Origin of the sequence: Enterobacter sp. UCD-UG_FMILLET (assembly GCF_000762975.1) — a bacterium.
Lineage (GTDB): Bacteria > Pseudomonadota > Gammaproteobacteria > Enterobacterales > Enterobacteriaceae > Enterobacter > Enterobacter dykesii.
In genome coordinates this window covers 161,063-176,018 of the sequence record NZ_JRJC01000006.1, presented here as the reverse complement: position 1 = coordinate 176,018, position 14,956 = coordinate 161,063, and the positions used below count along the sequence as shown (strand labels likewise).

The window sequence follows — 14,956 nt, the reverse complement described above, 5'->3', positions numbered from 1 at the left end:
TTATTACATATTTTCGTTAGATATGTTTTTATGCCGAATGCCATACTTTGTCATCATTTCGCTGAATAATGAAGGTGCATTACTGAGGATATTTAAGCAAATAGTAAATGATCTTTTTGTTTCTTCTTTAGATAGGTCTGTATGACGATAAAAAACCAAGTCAGTGTTGAAGGTTACTGAAAGCGTATCGTTCATATCTCGCTTAAGACTCAAGCCAATAATACTTTCATCCTTCCTTTTTTCTAATACGAATGCCTTGTATCCCATATATGTTGAATTGAAATCATTCACCATTTTAAATAATCTGGTATCGGAATATAAGCCAATTGTGTCATACTCGAAACTGTTCGATAAAGTTACTAACTTTACCTCATTTCTTGTTTGTATGAGGTAGGTATAGGACATTATACCGACTTCATCATTGTAATAGTCTAGCGAACCAAAAGAGTATGCCACATCGCTATCAGTTTTTTCCTCTTTGACGTTGGTTATGTTTTCTATTGTCTTTAATACGCCACCCAACTCAGAAATACTCATTTTTTAACTCATTTAAATATCAACACTACCACTACTATACCCTATTTGCGGTGGATGGTGTATATGATAGCAGCATCTGCCAGAGATTTTTTCTACCATGGTCACAAGCATCCTGATGTCTCCATGGCCTGAGGATTTGCTCCCTATGCCAGAAACAGTGACATAAATGGGTTCAAAAAGTGACATCAGAATATTGCAGTTACATAATCACTACGCATAACAATGAATATGTTAAATAACTGTACAATTAGTGAACAGACGCACTTCAAAACATCAAGTTATCTCCCTTGCGTCAGCCCAAAGCAGCATTGTGTAACTGCACTGCTTGTTGCAGTGAGGCGTGTCGCTGAAGGCATCACGTAGCGATATTTGGAGAAGAAAAGCGCTTTTTACCGAGGGCTTGGGCTGACGGTCTAGCAGATCACCAACAGAGCCGGGGATATTTTGAACAGGAGAATGTAAACTGCAAGGATAAAGCAACGGGACACCCACGGGGGCGGGTTGTGAAAGTATTTCCTGTTGTCTTCGACCTTATTGCACGTAAAATGACCAGACACATTTTAGGAAGGAGTCTTTAATGGATATTGCGCTGCTCAACAGGGGCTGGAACAGAACATGGTCAGATACCATGGTAAATCTGGAAGCCCGGAAACTCGTCGAAACTGCAAATCGGCTATCAGCATTCTATTTGCAAGATGGGATAACACGTATCAGGTTTGTCGAAGAGATAAGGCAGGTCGTAGAGAAAGAATTTGAAACTGCACGACGGGCCAAAACCGATGAAGAATGCATTGCATGCATCAAAAATCTGCGTGCCGAAACAGATAATCTGCAAGAACAAGAACGCTTGTTAAGAACCAAAGCCGCCCAACTTTATGCAAAGGTCGAGTTTGTCAGGGAAAACAATAAAATCGTCGGATACGTGATTTCGGCAATCCATATAGTGGTATCTGGAGCAGCATTATTTGGTGGGATGGTTATGATGTCCACTATGACCCCTGTTGGAGTTCTTGCAGGAGCAGTTTTATTTGTTGATGGTATTAACGGTATAACAAAAGAAGCAAGCCATCTTCGCTATGGTGAACAATCCAAATCGGAAGGAATTTTTGCTGATGGCGCAATGGAGACCGCACAATTTATGGGGTTTAGCCCAAGAAGTGGATTAGCTCTTTATAACACGGTGACTCTAGGGGCGAGTGTCTATAGTATCTTCGGCTTAGCAAGGAAACCCGGAGCTTGGCGATTATTCCGTTGGCTACCGCGTGATTACTACCGAAAAGTTGACACAATGAGCAAGCCTAAGCTAACGATGAAAATCGCTGGATATGGTGTTAAAGCGAAAGTCATTTTTGATCTTTTAGCTACTGATAACAATGCTAATTAAGATTTGTTCACTCTACAGAATCGCCAAGATTTATAAGCAAGTACAGGCGGTTGTATAAAAATTGCAACCGCTGCGCCACAAGAAAGGCCAATAGCACCAGAGAAAACACTCTGCTCAGATGCGAACATCACAAGAAAAATGAATACAGCAAGGCAACCGGATACAACCCACACGGCAAGAATAAATCGCTTGGCCAGGTCCCTGATTGCATTCCCCAGCGTTCCACCATAGCTTTCAACGTTGTTCTTTATCTTCTTCAAATCCGATGGTGTAAAGCCAGAACTCAACAAAGCCTCATCAGTAACATCCATATTGTCCTCTCCGCATTTCTTAACTGGCAATGGCACACATAATCATAGTGATGAACTTTACAGTAATCCACATGATGTTTGTGCAATGTATCAGATTTCAGACAATAGAAGCCATAAAGCCCCGTTAGTGGTACAAGCAACAAGCGGAGCGTAGCGACTGCATCAGGCCAACCTAGTTGGTTTCGCTTTGCGAAAGTCACCAGTGACCAAATCAGATTGTCAGAGGGATCACAACTTATCAGGGTGCTCGTGTACCTTTCGGAGCGTGAGCGAAGCTCTGGCAGGGCCTGCATATCGTGTGCAGGTACGTTTAGCATTATTCACCTGTTTACGTGGCTCATACGGCCACACATCGGGCTTAAATGCGTGTGATCAATCTGTTCGGGAGTTATGCCAGGTATGCGGCTTTTGTTCGTTGTTGTATTGTCGCGGTAAGAACTTGGAACCACCGCCAGCGTGATGATATGCTCCCTTGTACCACAGACCAATCACGCGACAGGTGCGGGCGTAGAACAATGGGTAGTTTAAGTTGTACCTGCTAAAGCGGGGCAACGTAAATAACTGATAAATCATAACTTGTTGATTTATCAGGAGACTGGAGCGGGCGAAGGGAATCGAACCCTCGTATAGAGCTTGGGAAGCTCTCGTTCTACCATTGAACTACGCCCGCTTTGAGGTGCGTAAGGCATTATAGACCTTACGCACCTTCATACAAGCCTATTCACAACTAACCGGCGATTAAATAATCACTTAGCACTTCGGTTTGCTGCCGGGCGCAGGCAGATAGCGCTGCGGGTCGATGGCCGTTGCCTTATAGCGAATCTGGAAGTGCAGCTTCACTGCGTCCGTACCGGTGCTGCCCATGGTGGCAATCTTCTGCCCGGCTTTGACGTTCTGCCCGTTGTTGACCAGCATCGTGTCGTTGTGCGCATAGGCCGTAATGTAGTCTTCACCATGCTTAATCATGATCAGGTTACCGTAGCCGCGCAGCTGGTTACCCACGTAAACCACCTTCCCGGCCCCGGAGGCATAAACCGGCGTACCGCGCGCAGCGGCGATATCAATACCCTTGTTGCCACCTTCAGAGAGCGAGTAAGGGGCGACCACTTTACCGCTGGCAGGCCAGATCCAGCAGCGCTGACCGACCGGCGGCCAGGATGATTGAGGCACCTGATAGGACGGCGTCACTTTGGCGGTTTTGCCTTTCGAAGAGGATTTTTTGCCCGAGGACGAGCCGCCGCTAACCTTCAGCTTTTGCCCCACCTCGATGGTGTAGGGTGGTGAGAGATTATTCAGACGCGCCAGATCCTTCACGCTGGTCCCCGTTGCGCGCGAAATTCGATACAGGGTATCCCCGCGCTTAACGGTATAGACCGAACCGGAATAGCTACCCATATCCGAAGATTTGCTCCCTGAACAGCCCGCCAGCAATAGCGTCAGCGTCAGGCAAAAAATGGCGATGATGGGATTTCTCGTCAGGCTTCCTGCAAACAAAACAGATCCTCGGTCAGCGTGAATGGCGCACTATGATAACAGCCAAAACGAATATGGGTCATGCCCTTTTCCGCTCTACGCGCCAAACCGTTCGTATAAGAATGCAGTATAATGATCCTGCTGATGGTGCTGAACCACTCGGCATTTTGGCACTGGAGCATCAATGAGTATTCAAGAACACGTTATTTTGGTAAATGACCAGGGAAAGGTGATTGGCACTCAGGAAAAATATGCCGCGCACACCTTACATACCCCGCTGCATCTGGCTTTCTCTTCCTGGCTTTTTAACGCAAAAGGCGAGTGTCTGATCACCCGACGCGCCTTAAGCAAAAAGGCCTGGCCCGGCGTCTGGACCAACTCCGTCTGCGGACACCCACAGTCCGGCGAAGAGACGATACAGGCGATAATCCGCCGCTGCCGCTTTGAAGTAGGCGCTGAGCTAACCGATATCACCGCCGTCGCCCCTGAATTTCGCTATCGGGAAACCGACCCGTCCGGGATCGTGGAAAATGAAATTTGCCCAGTATTCGCCGCCCGCATCACCAATGACGTGACGATAAACGAAGATGAAGTGATGGACTATCAGTGGGTTGAGCTGGACGCGTTATTCCGCGCGCTGGACGCGACGCCCTGGGCCTTTAGCCCGTGGATGGTCATGGAAGCGACGACCGCCCGCGAAAAACTCAAAGCCTTCGCGGCGCAATAAAAAAGCCCCTTTCGGGGCTTTTTTGACATCTAAACGCCTTATTTCACCGGGCGCATCGCCGGGAACAGGATCACGTCGCGGATGGTGTGGCTGTTGGTGAACAGCATGACCATACGGTCGATACCAATACCCAGACCCGCCGTTGGTGGCAGGCCGTGCTCCAGCGCGGTCACGTAGTCTTCGTCGAAGAACATCGCTTCGTCGTCGCCTGCCGCTTTCGCGTCAACCTGATCCTGGAAGCGCTGAGCCTGGTCTTCCGCATCGTTCAGCTCGCTAAAGCCGTTGCCGATTTCACGGCCGCCGATGAAGAATTCGAAGCGATCGGTGATTTCCGGGTTCTCGTCATTACGACGCGCCAGCGGAGAGACTTCCGCCGGGTATTCGGTGATGAAGGTCGGCTGAATCAGGTGCGCTTCGGCCACTTCTTCGAAGATCTCGGTCACGATACGGCCCAGACCCCAGCTCTTCTCAACCTTGATACCGATGCTTTCGGCGATCGCTTTCGCAGAATCGAAGTTATCCAGATCCGCCATGTTGGTTTCCGGGCGGTACTTCTTGATCGCTTCGCGCATGGTCAGTTTTTCGAACGGCTTGCCGAAGTCGAAGACTTCTTCACCGTAAGGAACCTGCGTGGTGCCCAGGATGTCCTGCGCCAGGGTACGGAACAGGGATTCGGTCAGCTCGATTAGATCTTTGTAATCTGCATACGCCATGTAGAGTTCCATCATGGTGAACTCTGGGTTATGACGAACGGAGATACCTTCGTTACGGAAGTTACGGTTGATTTCGAACACACGGTCGAAACCACCGACCACCAGACGCTTCAGGTACAGTTCCGGCGCGATACGCAGGTACATGTCCAGGTCCAGGGCGTTGTGATGGGTGATGAACGGACGCGCAGACGCGCCGCCAGGGATCACCTGCATCATTGGGGTTTCCACTTCCATAAAGTCGCGGTTCACCATGAACTGGCGGATACCGGCCATGATCTGGGAGCGAATTTTAAAGGTCTTGCGGGATTCATCGTTAGAGATGAGATCCAGGTAGCGCTGACGATAGCGCGCTTCCTGATCCTGCAGGCCGTGGAATTTGTCCGGCAGCGGGCGCAGGGCTTTGGTCAGCAGACGCAGCTCGGTGCAGTGGATAGACAGTTCACCGGTTTTGGTTTTGAACAGTTTACCTTTCGCGCCCAGGATATCGCCCAGGTCCCACTTCTTGAACTGCTCGTTGTAGATGCCTTCCGGCAGGTCGTCACGGGAAACGTACAGCTGAATACGGCCGCCCACGTCCTGCAAGGTCACGAAGGAGGCTTTACCCATGATACGACGGGTCATCATGCGGCCAGCAACGGCCACTTCAACGTTCAGCGCTTCCAGCTCTTCGTTCTCTTTCGCGTCGAAGTCAGCGTGCAGTTGGTCTGAGGTGTGGTCACGACGAAAATCGTTCGGGAACGGCACGCCCTGCTCGCGCAGCGCTGCCAGCTTCTCGCGGCGGGTTTTCAGTTCGTTGTTAAGATCGACTACCGCGTCAGCGCCCTGTGCTTGTTGTTCAGACATGTTGGTTCCTCATAACCCTGCTTTCAAACTTGCTTCGATAAATTGGTCCAGGCTGCCGTCCAGCACCGCCTGCGTGTTGCGGGTTTCAACCCCGGTACGCAGGTCTTTGATGCGGGAGTCATCAAGGACGTAAGAACGGATCTGGCTGCCCCAACCGATGTCGGACTTGTTGTCTTCCATCGCCTGTTTCTCAGCATTTTTCTTCTGCATCTCCAGCTCATAAAGCTTCGCTTTCATCTGCTTCATGGCCTGGTCTTTGTTCTTATGCTGGGAACGGTCGTTCTGGCACTGTGTTACCAGCCCGGTTGGAATGTGGGTAATACGCACCGCTGATTCCGTACGGTTAACGTGCTGACCACCCGCGCCGGATGCGCGATAAACGTCGATACGCAGGTCCGCCGGGTTAATTTCGATATCAATATCTTCATCAACTTCCGGATAAACAAACGCGGAGCTGAAGGAGGTATGACGACGGCCACCGGAGTCGAACGGGCTCTTACGCACCAGGCGGTGAACGCCGGTTTCGGTACGCAGCCAGCCGTAGGCGTAATCGCCAATGATCTTGATGGTGACGGATTTCAGACCTGCGACTTCACCTTCAGACTCTTCGATAATTTCGGTTTTGAAGCCGCGCGCTTCAGCCCAACGCAGGTACATACGCGTCAGCATGCTGGCCCAGTCCTGCGCTTCGGTGCCGCCAGAACCCGCCTGAATATCGAGATAGCAGTCAGCGCTGTCGTATTCGCCGGAGAACATACGGCGGAATTCCAGCTGCGCCAGCTTCTCTTCCAGCACGTCGAGTTCTGCCACGGCTTCGTTAAAGGTTTCTTCGTCGTCGGCTTCGACGGCCAGCTCCAGTAAACCGGAAACATCTTCCAGCCCCTGGGCCATTTGATCCAGCGTATCTACGATAGCTTCGAGAGAGGAACGCTCTTTACCCAGCGCCTGTGCGCGTTCAGGTTCGTTCCAGACGTCCGGCTGTTCCAGCTCGGCGTTTACTTCTTCAAGACGCTCTTTCTTGGCATCGTAGTCAAAGATACCCCCTAAGAACGTCAGAGCGCTCCGTGAGGTCCTGAATACGGTTTTTTACCGGATTAATTTCAAACATGGTCTGTTTTCTTTTATGGACTTGTCAAAATGCGGTGATAAGAGCGGGATTGTACCGAATCCACGCCCTTTTTTATAGAGATTACTGCCGCTAAATTGGCCAGATATTGTCGATGATGATCTGAAGGGTGCGGTTACCGCGAAACTCGTTGATGTCCAGTTTATACGCCAGCTCGACCTCGCGCACGCCGTTGTCCGGCCAGATGGAGGTATCGACGTTGAAGGCAATGCCGTCCAGCAGCGGGCCGCCGCCGACCGGCTCAACCATCACCTTCAGATGACGTTCGCCGACGATGCGCTGCTGCAGCAGACGGAAACGACCGTCAAACAGCGGTTCCGGGAACATCTGCCCCCACGGGCCGGCATCGCGGAGCATTTGCGCCACGTCCATCGTCATCTCAAGCGGTGAAAGCTCGCCATCGGACACCACTTCCCCCTGCAGCAGGGCCGGGTCAATCCAGTCGGTGACAAGCTCACCAAACAGCCGCTGGAATTCGTCGAATTTCGCCTCTTCCAGAGACAGGCCAGCCGCCATCGCATGACCGCCAAACTTGATCATCAGACCCGGATACAGCGTATCGAGACGCTCCAGCGCATCGCGCATGTGCAGACCCTGAATCGAGCGGCCAGAGCCTTTCAGCGTGCCGTCACCCGCGGGCGCGAAGGCGATCACCGGACGGTGGAAACGTTCTTTAATACGCGACGCCAGAATGCCGACCACGCCCTGATGCCACTCGGGATGGTACATCGCCAGGCCCCCCGGCAGCGTATCGCCGCTGCGTTCAAGCGTTTCGCACAGGGTCAGCGCTTCGGCCTGCATCCCCTGCTCAATCTCTTTACGAGTCTGGTTCAGCGCATCCAGCTCGTTGGCCAGCACACGCGCTTCACCAATGTTGTCGCACAGCAGCAGCGCCACGCCGACGGACATATCGTCCAGCCTTCCGGCCGCGTTCAGACGCGGGCCGAGGGCAAAGCCCAAATCGCTTGCTGCCAGCTTGAGCGGATCGCGGTTGGCAATCTCCAGCAGCGCCTTGATCCCCGGACGGCACTTGCCCGCGCGAATGCGGCTTAGGCCCTGCCAGGTCAAAATGCGGTTATTGGTATCGAGCGGTACCACGTCCGCGACGGTGCCCAGCGCCACCAGATCGAGATATTCGGCCAGGTTCGGTACGGCAATACCGAGGGATTCGAACCAGCCCTTATCGCGCAGCAGGGTCCGTAACGCCAGCATCAGATAAAACGCCACGCCTACGCCCGCAAGGGATTTCGATGGGAAATCGCAGTCGCGCAGGTTGGGGTTAATAATCGCTTCCGCATCCGGCAGCGTTTCGCCCGGCAGGTGGTGATCGGTAACCAGCACCGGGATCCCCAACGCGTGGGCATGATCGACGCCCGCATGGGAAGAGATCCCGTTATCGACGGTCATGATCATCTGCGCACCGCGGGCGTGGGCCTGATCGACCACTTCCGGGCTGAGGCCATAGCCGTCTTCAAAACGGTTAGGCACCAGATACGTGACGTTATCGCAGCCCAGCGCGCGCAGGCTGAGCACGCTCAGCGCGGTGCTGGTTGCGCCGTCGGCGTCGAAATCCCCTACCACCACAATCCGCGTTCCTTCACGCAGCGCGTTGTAGAGCATTTCGGTAGCTTTTTCGATACCGCTCAGCTGCTGCCAGGGCAGCATCCCTTTCACGCTGCGCTCAAGATCCTCAGCGCGACGCACGCCGCGGCTTGCGTAGAGGCGCTTAAGCAGCGCCGGGAGATCGTCTGGCAAATCAACCGGTTCAACCGCCTCGCGGCGGCGCAATTTTATCGGGGCTTTCACGCGGATTATTTACCACCAAACTGTTTCTGGTGCGCGTCGAGGAACTCTTTCATCTCTTTTGGCCCCTGATAGCCCGGAACGACATAGCCGTTGCTCAGGACAATCGCTGGCGTACCGCTCACGCCAAACTGCACGCCGAGCGCGTAGTGGTTAGCGATATCAATGTCGCAGGAGGCCGGCTTAACGCCTTTGCCGTTCATCGCGTCGTCAAACGCTTTGTTGCGGTCTTTCGCACACCAGATAGCCTTCATGTCCTGCTCTGGCTGGCTCTGCACGCCCGCGCGTGGGAAGGCCAGATAGCGCACGGTAATACCCAGCGCGTTGTAGTCTTTCATCTCTTCATGCAGCTTGTGGCAGTAGCCGCAGGTGATGTCGGTGAAAACGGTAATAACGTGTTTTTCCTGCGCCGCCTTATAGACGATCATCTCTTTTTCGAGCGCGTTCAGGTTTTTCATCAGCAGCTGGTTGGTCACGTTGACCGGCTGCGCGCCGCTCACGTCGTACATTGGCCCCTGAATAATGTGCTTGCCGTCTTCGGTGACGTACAGCACGCCGCTGTTGGTCAGTACCGTTTTCATCCCAGCGACCGGTGCTGGCTGAATATCGCTGCCGGTGACGCCAAGCTTAGCCAGCGACTGTTTGATGGCGGCGTCGTCCGCATGGGCGAAACCGGTAAATGAGGCTGCCAGCAGGGTGAACAGCGCGAAAGATTTTTTCATATGTGATCCTGTTACAATTCGTCGGCACTCACGCACGAGGGTGGTGCTGTTGGTGTAGCTGCCGCAGGCGTTCCGTCGCGACATGGGTGTAAATTTGCGTCGTGGAAAGATCGCTGTGCCCCAGCAGCATCTGCACCACGCGTAAATCAGCGCCGTGGTTTAACAGATGCGTCGCGAAGGCGTGACGCAATACGTGCGGCGAAAGCTTTTCACTGTCGATACCCGCCAGTGTGGCGTAATGCTTGATGCGATGCCAGAACGTTTGCCGCGTCATCTGCTGGGCGCGCTGGCTCGGAAACAGGACGTCGATAGACGTACCATTGAGCAGCCACGGACGGCCATGCTCCAGGTACGTTTCCAGCCAGTAAACCGCCTCTTCCCCCAGCGGAACCAGCCTTTCCTTATTTCCTTTACCGATGACGCGCACCACGCCCTGACGCAGGCTGATGTCGCTCATCGTCAGGCCAACCAGTTCCGAAACGCGCAAGCCGGTAGCATACAATAGCTCAAGCATGGCTTTATCGCGTAACTCCAGCGGCAGGTCAACAGCCGGTGACTGTAATAATCTCTCAACTTGTGCTTCGCTGAGATCTTTCGGCAGCCGCTGCGGAAGCTTAGGGGAAGCCAGCAGCGCGCTGGGATCGTCTTCGCGAATCTTCTCACGGTAGAGATGCTGGAACAGCCGACGCATGGCGCTAAGCAAACGCGCGGAACTGGTGGCTTTGTAGCCCCCAGCGATACGTTCCCCCAGCAGCGCCTGCAGGTCATCACGCTGCGCGCTCGCAAGGGATAACCCCCGGTGCGCAAGCCACTCCACCAGCATGGTGAGATCGCGACGGTAGGCGCTGAGGGTATTCTCGGCCAGATTTTTCTCCAGCCACAGCGCGTCGAGAAACTGTTCGATCAGTGCGAGATCCTTTTCCACATCAGCCCCTTTGATTCTGCAGTCAGGCCATTATGCCTGATTGCGACCGGTTTCTGGTACACTACGCGCATAGTCAAAGCAAGAATTGAGATAGTTACGCGATGAATATTGGTCTGTTCTATGGTTCCAGCACCTGCTACACCGAAATGGCGGCAGAGAAAATTCGCGACATCATTGGCCCGGAACTGGTGACGTTGCATAACCTGAAAGATGACGCGGTCGCGCTGATGGAACAGTACGATGTCCTGATCCTTGGCATCCCAACCTGGGATTTTGGTGAGATACAGGAAGACTGGGAAGCCATCTGGGATCAACTCGACTCAGTCAACCTCGACGGCAAAATCATTGCCATGTACGGCATGGGGGACCAGCTCGGTTACGGGGAATGGTTCCTGGACGCGCTCGGCATGCTGCATGACAAACTGGCACCGAAAGGGGTGTCGTTTATCGGCTACTGGCCAACCGAAGGTTACGAGTTCACCAGTAAAAAACCGATTATTGCCGACGGCGAGCTGTTTGTTGGGCTCGCGCTGGATGAAACCAATCAGTACGATCTCAGCGATGAGCGCCTGCAAACCTGGTGCGAGCAGATTCTGGGCGAAATGGCAGAAAAGTTTAGCTAACGCGCATTATCCCTGCGTCGTCTGTTGCAACAGCATCCGGCGCAGGTCTCGCCACTCGGCAGCATCCATACTGTCAGCCGCCAGCCACAGATGCTGGCAACGCCCGCCGTCCACCTTGCGTAACCGTAACATCATGCCGCAGTTGAGCATCCAGGGCATACCAAGAATATCCCACTCTTTACCCTGCCAGCGCAGGCGGGAATCCATCAGTAGCTTGATCTCTCCCTGACGAGCATTAATGCGACGCTGGCTGCGTACGCTGTCAAACACGACAAACGAGAGTAACAACAGCCACAGCGGCGTATAGCTCAGCGGCCACGGCATCAGCAACACAAAGGCCGCAACCAGGCCGTGGAGCAATAAAGACATCCACTGCGAGCGCCACGAGACGCGAAGATCAGATTGCCACAGGACCACGTTCCCGATTCCGTGTTTGAATTAATTGCACCATCCGTTGCAACTCGGTGTCGGCGGGTTTGCCGTGGTTCATCAGCCAGTTGAATAAATCCGGATCGTCAGACTCAAGCAGGCGAACAAACAGACGCTTATCATCATCGCTTAAGCTGTCATACTCATATTCGAAGAAAGGCATGATGGAAATATCAAGTTCACGCATGCCGCGACGGCACGCCCAGTGAATACGGGCCTTGTTGTTAATATCCATGTTCAGTTTCCTGCATTACGTTTGGCACAGTCGGTACCCCGTTCAGTGTTCTTTATTTCTCTACGGGGACACCAGCTAGTGTAACGTGTTTTTGACCGTTTCATTACTGGAATATTGCGATCGCCGAGCAGGCTTCCAGAATAAACCCCACAAAGACAGCGGATTACATTATTTTGCGTAACGCTACGCATAACTGGTTTAGGGCACAAATGGTCTGTTGAAAGCGCTTGCATTGCCTGCAGGCTCTTTTACCATTAGGCATTATCAAAGCGTTAAGCAATTCAGGATATCGTTATGGCATTTACACCATTTTCTCCTCGCCAGCCCGCCGCCTCTGCGCGTCTGCCGCTGACGCTTATTTCTCTTGATGACTGGGCGCTGGCAACGCTCACCGGTGCCGACGCCGACAAATATCTGCAGGGCCAGGTGACCGCCGACGTCAGCCAGATGACCGAACACCAGCACCTGCTGGCCGCGCATTGCGACCCAAAAGGCAAAATGTGGAGCAACCTGCGCCTCTTCCGCCGTCAGGACGGCTTTGCCTTTATTGAGCGCCGCAGCCTGCAAGAGGCCCAGCTCAAAGAGCTGAAGAAGTACGCGGTCTTTTCCAAAGTCACTATCGCCCCGGACGACGAACATGTCCTGCTGGGCGTGGCTGGTTTCCAGGCGCGAGCGGCACTGAAAAATCTCTTCAGCGAACTGCCGGACGCAGAAAAGCAGGTGGTCAGCGAAGGCGCGACCTCCATCCTGTGGTTTGAACACCCGGCGGAGCGTTTCCTGTTAGTCACGGATGCGGCAACGGTCGAACGCGTGACCGAAGCGCTGCGCGGCGAAGCGCAGCTAAACAACAGTCAGCAGTGGCTGGCGCTGAACATCGAAGCGGGTCTGCCGGTGATTGACGCAGCAAACAGCGCGCAGTTCATTCCTCAGGCAACAAACCTGCAGGCGCTGGGGGGCATCAGCTTTAAAAAGGGCTGTTACACCGGCCAGGAGATGGTGGCGCGTGCAAAATTCCGCGGGGCAAACAAACGAGCGCTCTGGACGCTGGCGGGCCATGCCAGCCGTGTACCTGAAGCGGGTGAAGACTTAGAGCTGAAGATGGGTGATAACTGGCGCCGCACCGGCACCGTGTTAGCCGCCGTACAGCTGGATGATGGACGTCTTTTAGTTCAAGCCGTCATGAACAACGACATGGAAGCCGATAGCGTGTTCCGCGTGCGTGACGATGCGAAAACGCTGAGCATCGAGCCGTTGCCGTATTCGTTAGAAGAGTAATAGTCTACAGGTGTCCTCCCTCTCCCTTTGGGAGAGGGCCAGGGTAAGGGCAACCGCCCGCACGGTGGAAAAAACTACGCCTGCCCCACGTACAAATAGATCGCCAAAAAGTGGCATACGCTGCCGCCAAGCACAAAGCCGTGCCAGATGGCATGGTTGTATGGGATGCGCTTGCAGACGTAGAAAATCACGCCGAGCGAGTACACCACGCCACCTAAGGCCAGAAGCGTCACGCCCCCTACCGACAGTTTGATTGCCAGTTGATACACCACAATCAGCGACAGCCAGCCCATTGTCAGATAGGTGACCAGTGACAGCACCTTAAACCGGTGCGCGATGGTCAGCTTAAACAGGATCCCCAGCAGTGCCAGGCTCCAGATAACAATCATCAGGCCACGCGACAGCGGTGAGTTGAGCCCCACCAGCAAAAACGGTGTGTAGGTGCCTGCAATAAGAAGATAGATAGCGCAGTGGTCAAATTTCTTGAGCCACATCTTGGCCCGCTGATGCGGGATCGCGTGATACAGCGTCGACGCCAGGAACAGCAGGATCATACTCCCGCCATACAGGCTGTAGCTGGTAATGGCCATCGCGCTGGCATTGGCGTCTACCGCCTGTACCAGCAATAACACTAAACCGACAATCCCAAACACCAGGCCAATACCGTGGCTGATGCTGTTGGCTACTTCCTCAGCCAGCGAATATCCCTGTGCGATTAATGGTCTACTCACCATACAAAACTCCGGGAAAACAAAAGATGATTATTCATCGCATAACTATGCTAACTGAGAATGATTCCAGTGAACACCTGTTAGCTAAAATAATTTCATTTCAAAATTTATACCTAAAAATCATAGATATAATGAAATCTTTCACCTAACAATTGTTCACATAAAAATTTAATCATTATGAATCAAGAGTATAAAAATGGATCCTGCCCTCCGGGTGCATGTTATGATATGACGATGAGTTCAGAATGAGAGTTATGCCATTGTGAGTATGTTCACCCATTCCGCCATTGCCAGTCTCAATAACCTGGAGATGATGGTCTACAACTATGTCATAAAAAATCGTGACAAAGTCATGTACATGACCATCCGCGAGCTGGCGGATGCGGCAGACGTCTCAACCACCACTATCCTGCGCTTTTGCCGCAAGCTTAACTGCGAAGGGTATTCTGAATTTCGGGTGCGCTTTAAGCTTTATCTTGAACAGAACGAGCCCCAGCAGGCGAATTTCGGTGCCAGCGAAATTATCAGCTTTTTTAAAAGCGTGAATAATGAAGAGTTCGACGCGTTATTAGATAAGGCGGTTGATATTATTTTATCGTCAGAGCGAATTATATTTGTCGGTGCCGGAACATCGGGTTCGCTGGCAAAATATGGCGCACGCTTCTTTTCTAATATCGGGAAATTCAGTAACCATATTGATGATCCTTATTTCCCGGTCACCAATGATATGGCGAAAAATGCGCTGGCGATTGTGCTTTCCGTCTCGGGCGAGACCGAGGAGATCCTGCGCTTCGCCAGCCAGTTCAGCCTGCATCACTGCAAGGTGCTCTCGATAACCAGCCACGAGCACTCGCGTCTCGCAAAACTGGCGGACTTTAATCTCTCCTGGCACGTTCCTCAGACGCGTATTGCAGGCGTCTACGACATCACCACGCAAATTCCCGTCATTTATATTCTGGAATCTCTCGGACGTAAACTGGCGAAGAAACTCACAGAATAAAACACCCTGTTTTTTTGATGTGACAAATCACATTTACTGTGAATTGTTATATCGTGACATTCCATTTCGCTTTGCTAGACTCGATGCCAATAAGCCATT

16 protein-coding genes and 1 tRNA gene are annotated in these 14,956 nt (G+C 52.7%); 5 read left to right on the top strand and 12 right to left on the bottom strand.

Annotated elements, in window-relative coordinates; all coding sequences use genetic code 11:
- Positions 1–3: 3 nt before the first annotated feature.
- Positions 4–537, bottom strand: coding sequence for a hypothetical protein (locus LA04_RS01295; RefSeq protein ID WP_023307520.1), 534 nt, complete (start codon positions 535–537; stop codon positions 4–6).
- A 577-nt stretch (positions 538–1,114) separates the two neighbouring features.
- On the opposite strand from LA04_RS01295, the gene LA04_RS01290 reads away from it, so the two are divergent.
- Positions 1,115–1,921: a DUF4225 domain-containing protein gene (locus tag LA04_RS01290; protein ID WP_047650208.1), complete on the top strand. Its 807-nt coding sequence runs from the start codon at positions 1,115–1,117 to the stop codon at positions 1,919–1,921.
- On the opposite strand, the gene LA04_RS01285 is transcribed toward LA04_RS01290, so the two are convergent.
- The 3 genes from LA04_RS01285 to actS all read right to left on the bottom strand — a co-directional run bounded on the left by LA04_RS01285 (position 1,918) and on the right by actS (position 3,726).
- The gene (locus LA04_RS01285; protein WP_047650207.1) at positions 1,918–2,232 is read right to left on the bottom strand and encodes a hypothetical protein; all 315 of its coding nucleotides are present in this window, start codon (positions 2,230–2,232) and stop codon (positions 1,918–1,920) included. The genes LA04_RS01290 and LA04_RS01285 overlap by 4 nt on opposite strands.
- Positions 2,233–2,828: 596 nt before the next feature.
- Positions 2,829–2,902, bottom strand: a tRNA-Gly gene (locus tag LA04_RS01280).
- 80 nt (positions 2,903–2,982) lie between these two features.
- On the bottom strand, positions 2,983–3,726 hold the full coding sequence (gene actS / locus LA04_RS01275; protein WP_047650206.1) for an amidase activator ActS: 744 nt from the start codon (positions 3,724–3,726) through the stop codon (positions 2,983–2,985).
- 163 nt (positions 3,727–3,889) lie between these two features.
- On the opposite strand from actS, the gene idi reads away from it, so the two are divergent.
- The gene (gene idi / locus LA04_RS01270) at positions 3,890–4,432 is read left to right on the top strand and encodes an isopentenyl-diphosphate Delta-isomerase (RefSeq protein WP_047650204.1); all 543 of its coding nucleotides are present in this window, start codon (positions 3,890–3,892) and stop codon (positions 4,430–4,432) included.
- A gap of 38 nt (positions 4,433–4,470) precedes the next feature.
- On the opposite strand, the gene lysS is transcribed toward idi, so the two are convergent.
- From lysS to xerD, 5 genes are all read right to left on the bottom strand, one after another.
- Positions 4,471–5,988, bottom strand: coding sequence for a lysine--tRNA ligase (lysS, locus tag LA04_RS01265; RefSeq protein WP_023309094.1), 1,518 nt, complete (start codon positions 5,986–5,988; stop codon positions 4,471–4,473).
- Positions 5,989–5,997: 9 nt separating this feature from the next.
- Positions 5,998–7,096, bottom strand: a protein-coding gene (gene prfB, locus LA04_RS01260; protein ID WP_096151315.1) for a peptide chain release factor 2 whose coding sequence is annotated in 2 segments (ribosomal slippage) — positions 5,998–7,020 and positions 7,022–7,096 — 1,098 coding nt in all. Because the reading frame shifts where the segments join, the coding sequence is not laid out codon by codon here.
- Positions 7,097–7,186: 90 nt separating this feature from the next.
- Positions 7,187–8,920 (bottom strand): single-stranded-DNA-specific exonuclease RecJ, encoded by a 1,734-nt coding sequence (recJ, locus tag LA04_RS01250; RefSeq protein WP_047650203.1) that lies wholly within the window; start codon positions 8,918–8,920, stop codon positions 7,187–7,189.
- Positions 8,921–8,925: 5 nt separating this feature from the next.
- A complete protein-coding gene (dsbC, locus tag LA04_RS01245; RefSeq protein ID WP_029740340.1) occupies positions 8,926–9,639 on the bottom strand; it encodes a bifunctional protein-disulfide isomerase/oxidoreductase DsbC in 714 nt (237 codons plus the stop codon).
- A 28-nt stretch (positions 9,640–9,667) separates the two neighbouring features.
- Positions 9,668–10,564, bottom strand: a complete 897-nt coding sequence (gene xerD, locus LA04_RS01240) for a site-specific tyrosine recombinase XerD (RefSeq protein ID WP_023309098.1) — start codon at positions 10,562–10,564, stop codon at positions 9,668–9,670.
- Positions 10,565–10,665: 101 nt separating this feature from the next.
- Between xerD and fldB the strand changes: the two genes are divergently transcribed.
- Complete coding sequence (gene fldB, locus LA04_RS01235) at positions 10,666–11,187, top strand: flavodoxin FldB (RefSeq protein WP_008499710.1); 522 nt, start codon at positions 10,666–10,668, stop codon at positions 11,185–11,187.
- Positions 11,188–11,193: 6 nt separating this feature from the next.
- On the opposite strand, the gene LA04_RS01230 is transcribed toward fldB, so the two are convergent.
- Complete coding sequence (locus LA04_RS01230) at positions 11,194–11,604, bottom strand: protein YgfX (protein ID WP_021242050.1); 411 nt, start codon at positions 11,602–11,604, stop codon at positions 11,194–11,196.
- Entirely contained in the window at positions 11,585–11,851 is a 267-nt protein-coding gene (sdhE, locus tag LA04_RS01225; protein ID WP_010435322.1) for an FAD assembly factor SdhE, read from the bottom strand. Before sdhE ends, LA04_RS01230 begins: the two co-directional genes overlap by 20 nt.
- Before the next feature lie 294 nt (positions 11,852–12,145).
- Between sdhE and ygfZ the strand changes: the two genes are divergently transcribed.
- The gene (gene ygfZ, locus LA04_RS01220; RefSeq protein WP_047650201.1) at positions 12,146–13,126 is read left to right on the top strand and encodes a tRNA-modifying protein YgfZ; all 981 of its coding nucleotides are present in this window, start codon (positions 12,146–12,148) and stop codon (positions 13,124–13,126) included.
- A 74-nt stretch (positions 13,127–13,200) separates the two neighbouring features.
- On the opposite strand, the gene trhA is transcribed toward ygfZ, so the two are convergent.
- Positions 13,201–13,860 (bottom strand): PAQR family membrane homeostasis protein TrhA, encoded by a 660-nt coding sequence (gene trhA, locus LA04_RS01215; protein WP_047650200.1) that lies wholly within the window; start codon positions 13,858–13,860, stop codon positions 13,201–13,203.
- A gap of 265 nt (positions 13,861–14,125) precedes the next feature.
- Here trhA and LA04_RS01210 point away from each other — a divergent pair, with 265 nt between their 5' ends.
- Positions 14,126–14,857, top strand: coding sequence for a MurR/RpiR family transcriptional regulator (locus tag LA04_RS01210; RefSeq protein WP_047650199.1), 732 nt, complete (start codon positions 14,126–14,128; stop codon positions 14,855–14,857).
- Positions 14,858–14,956: the final 99 nt, after the last annotated feature.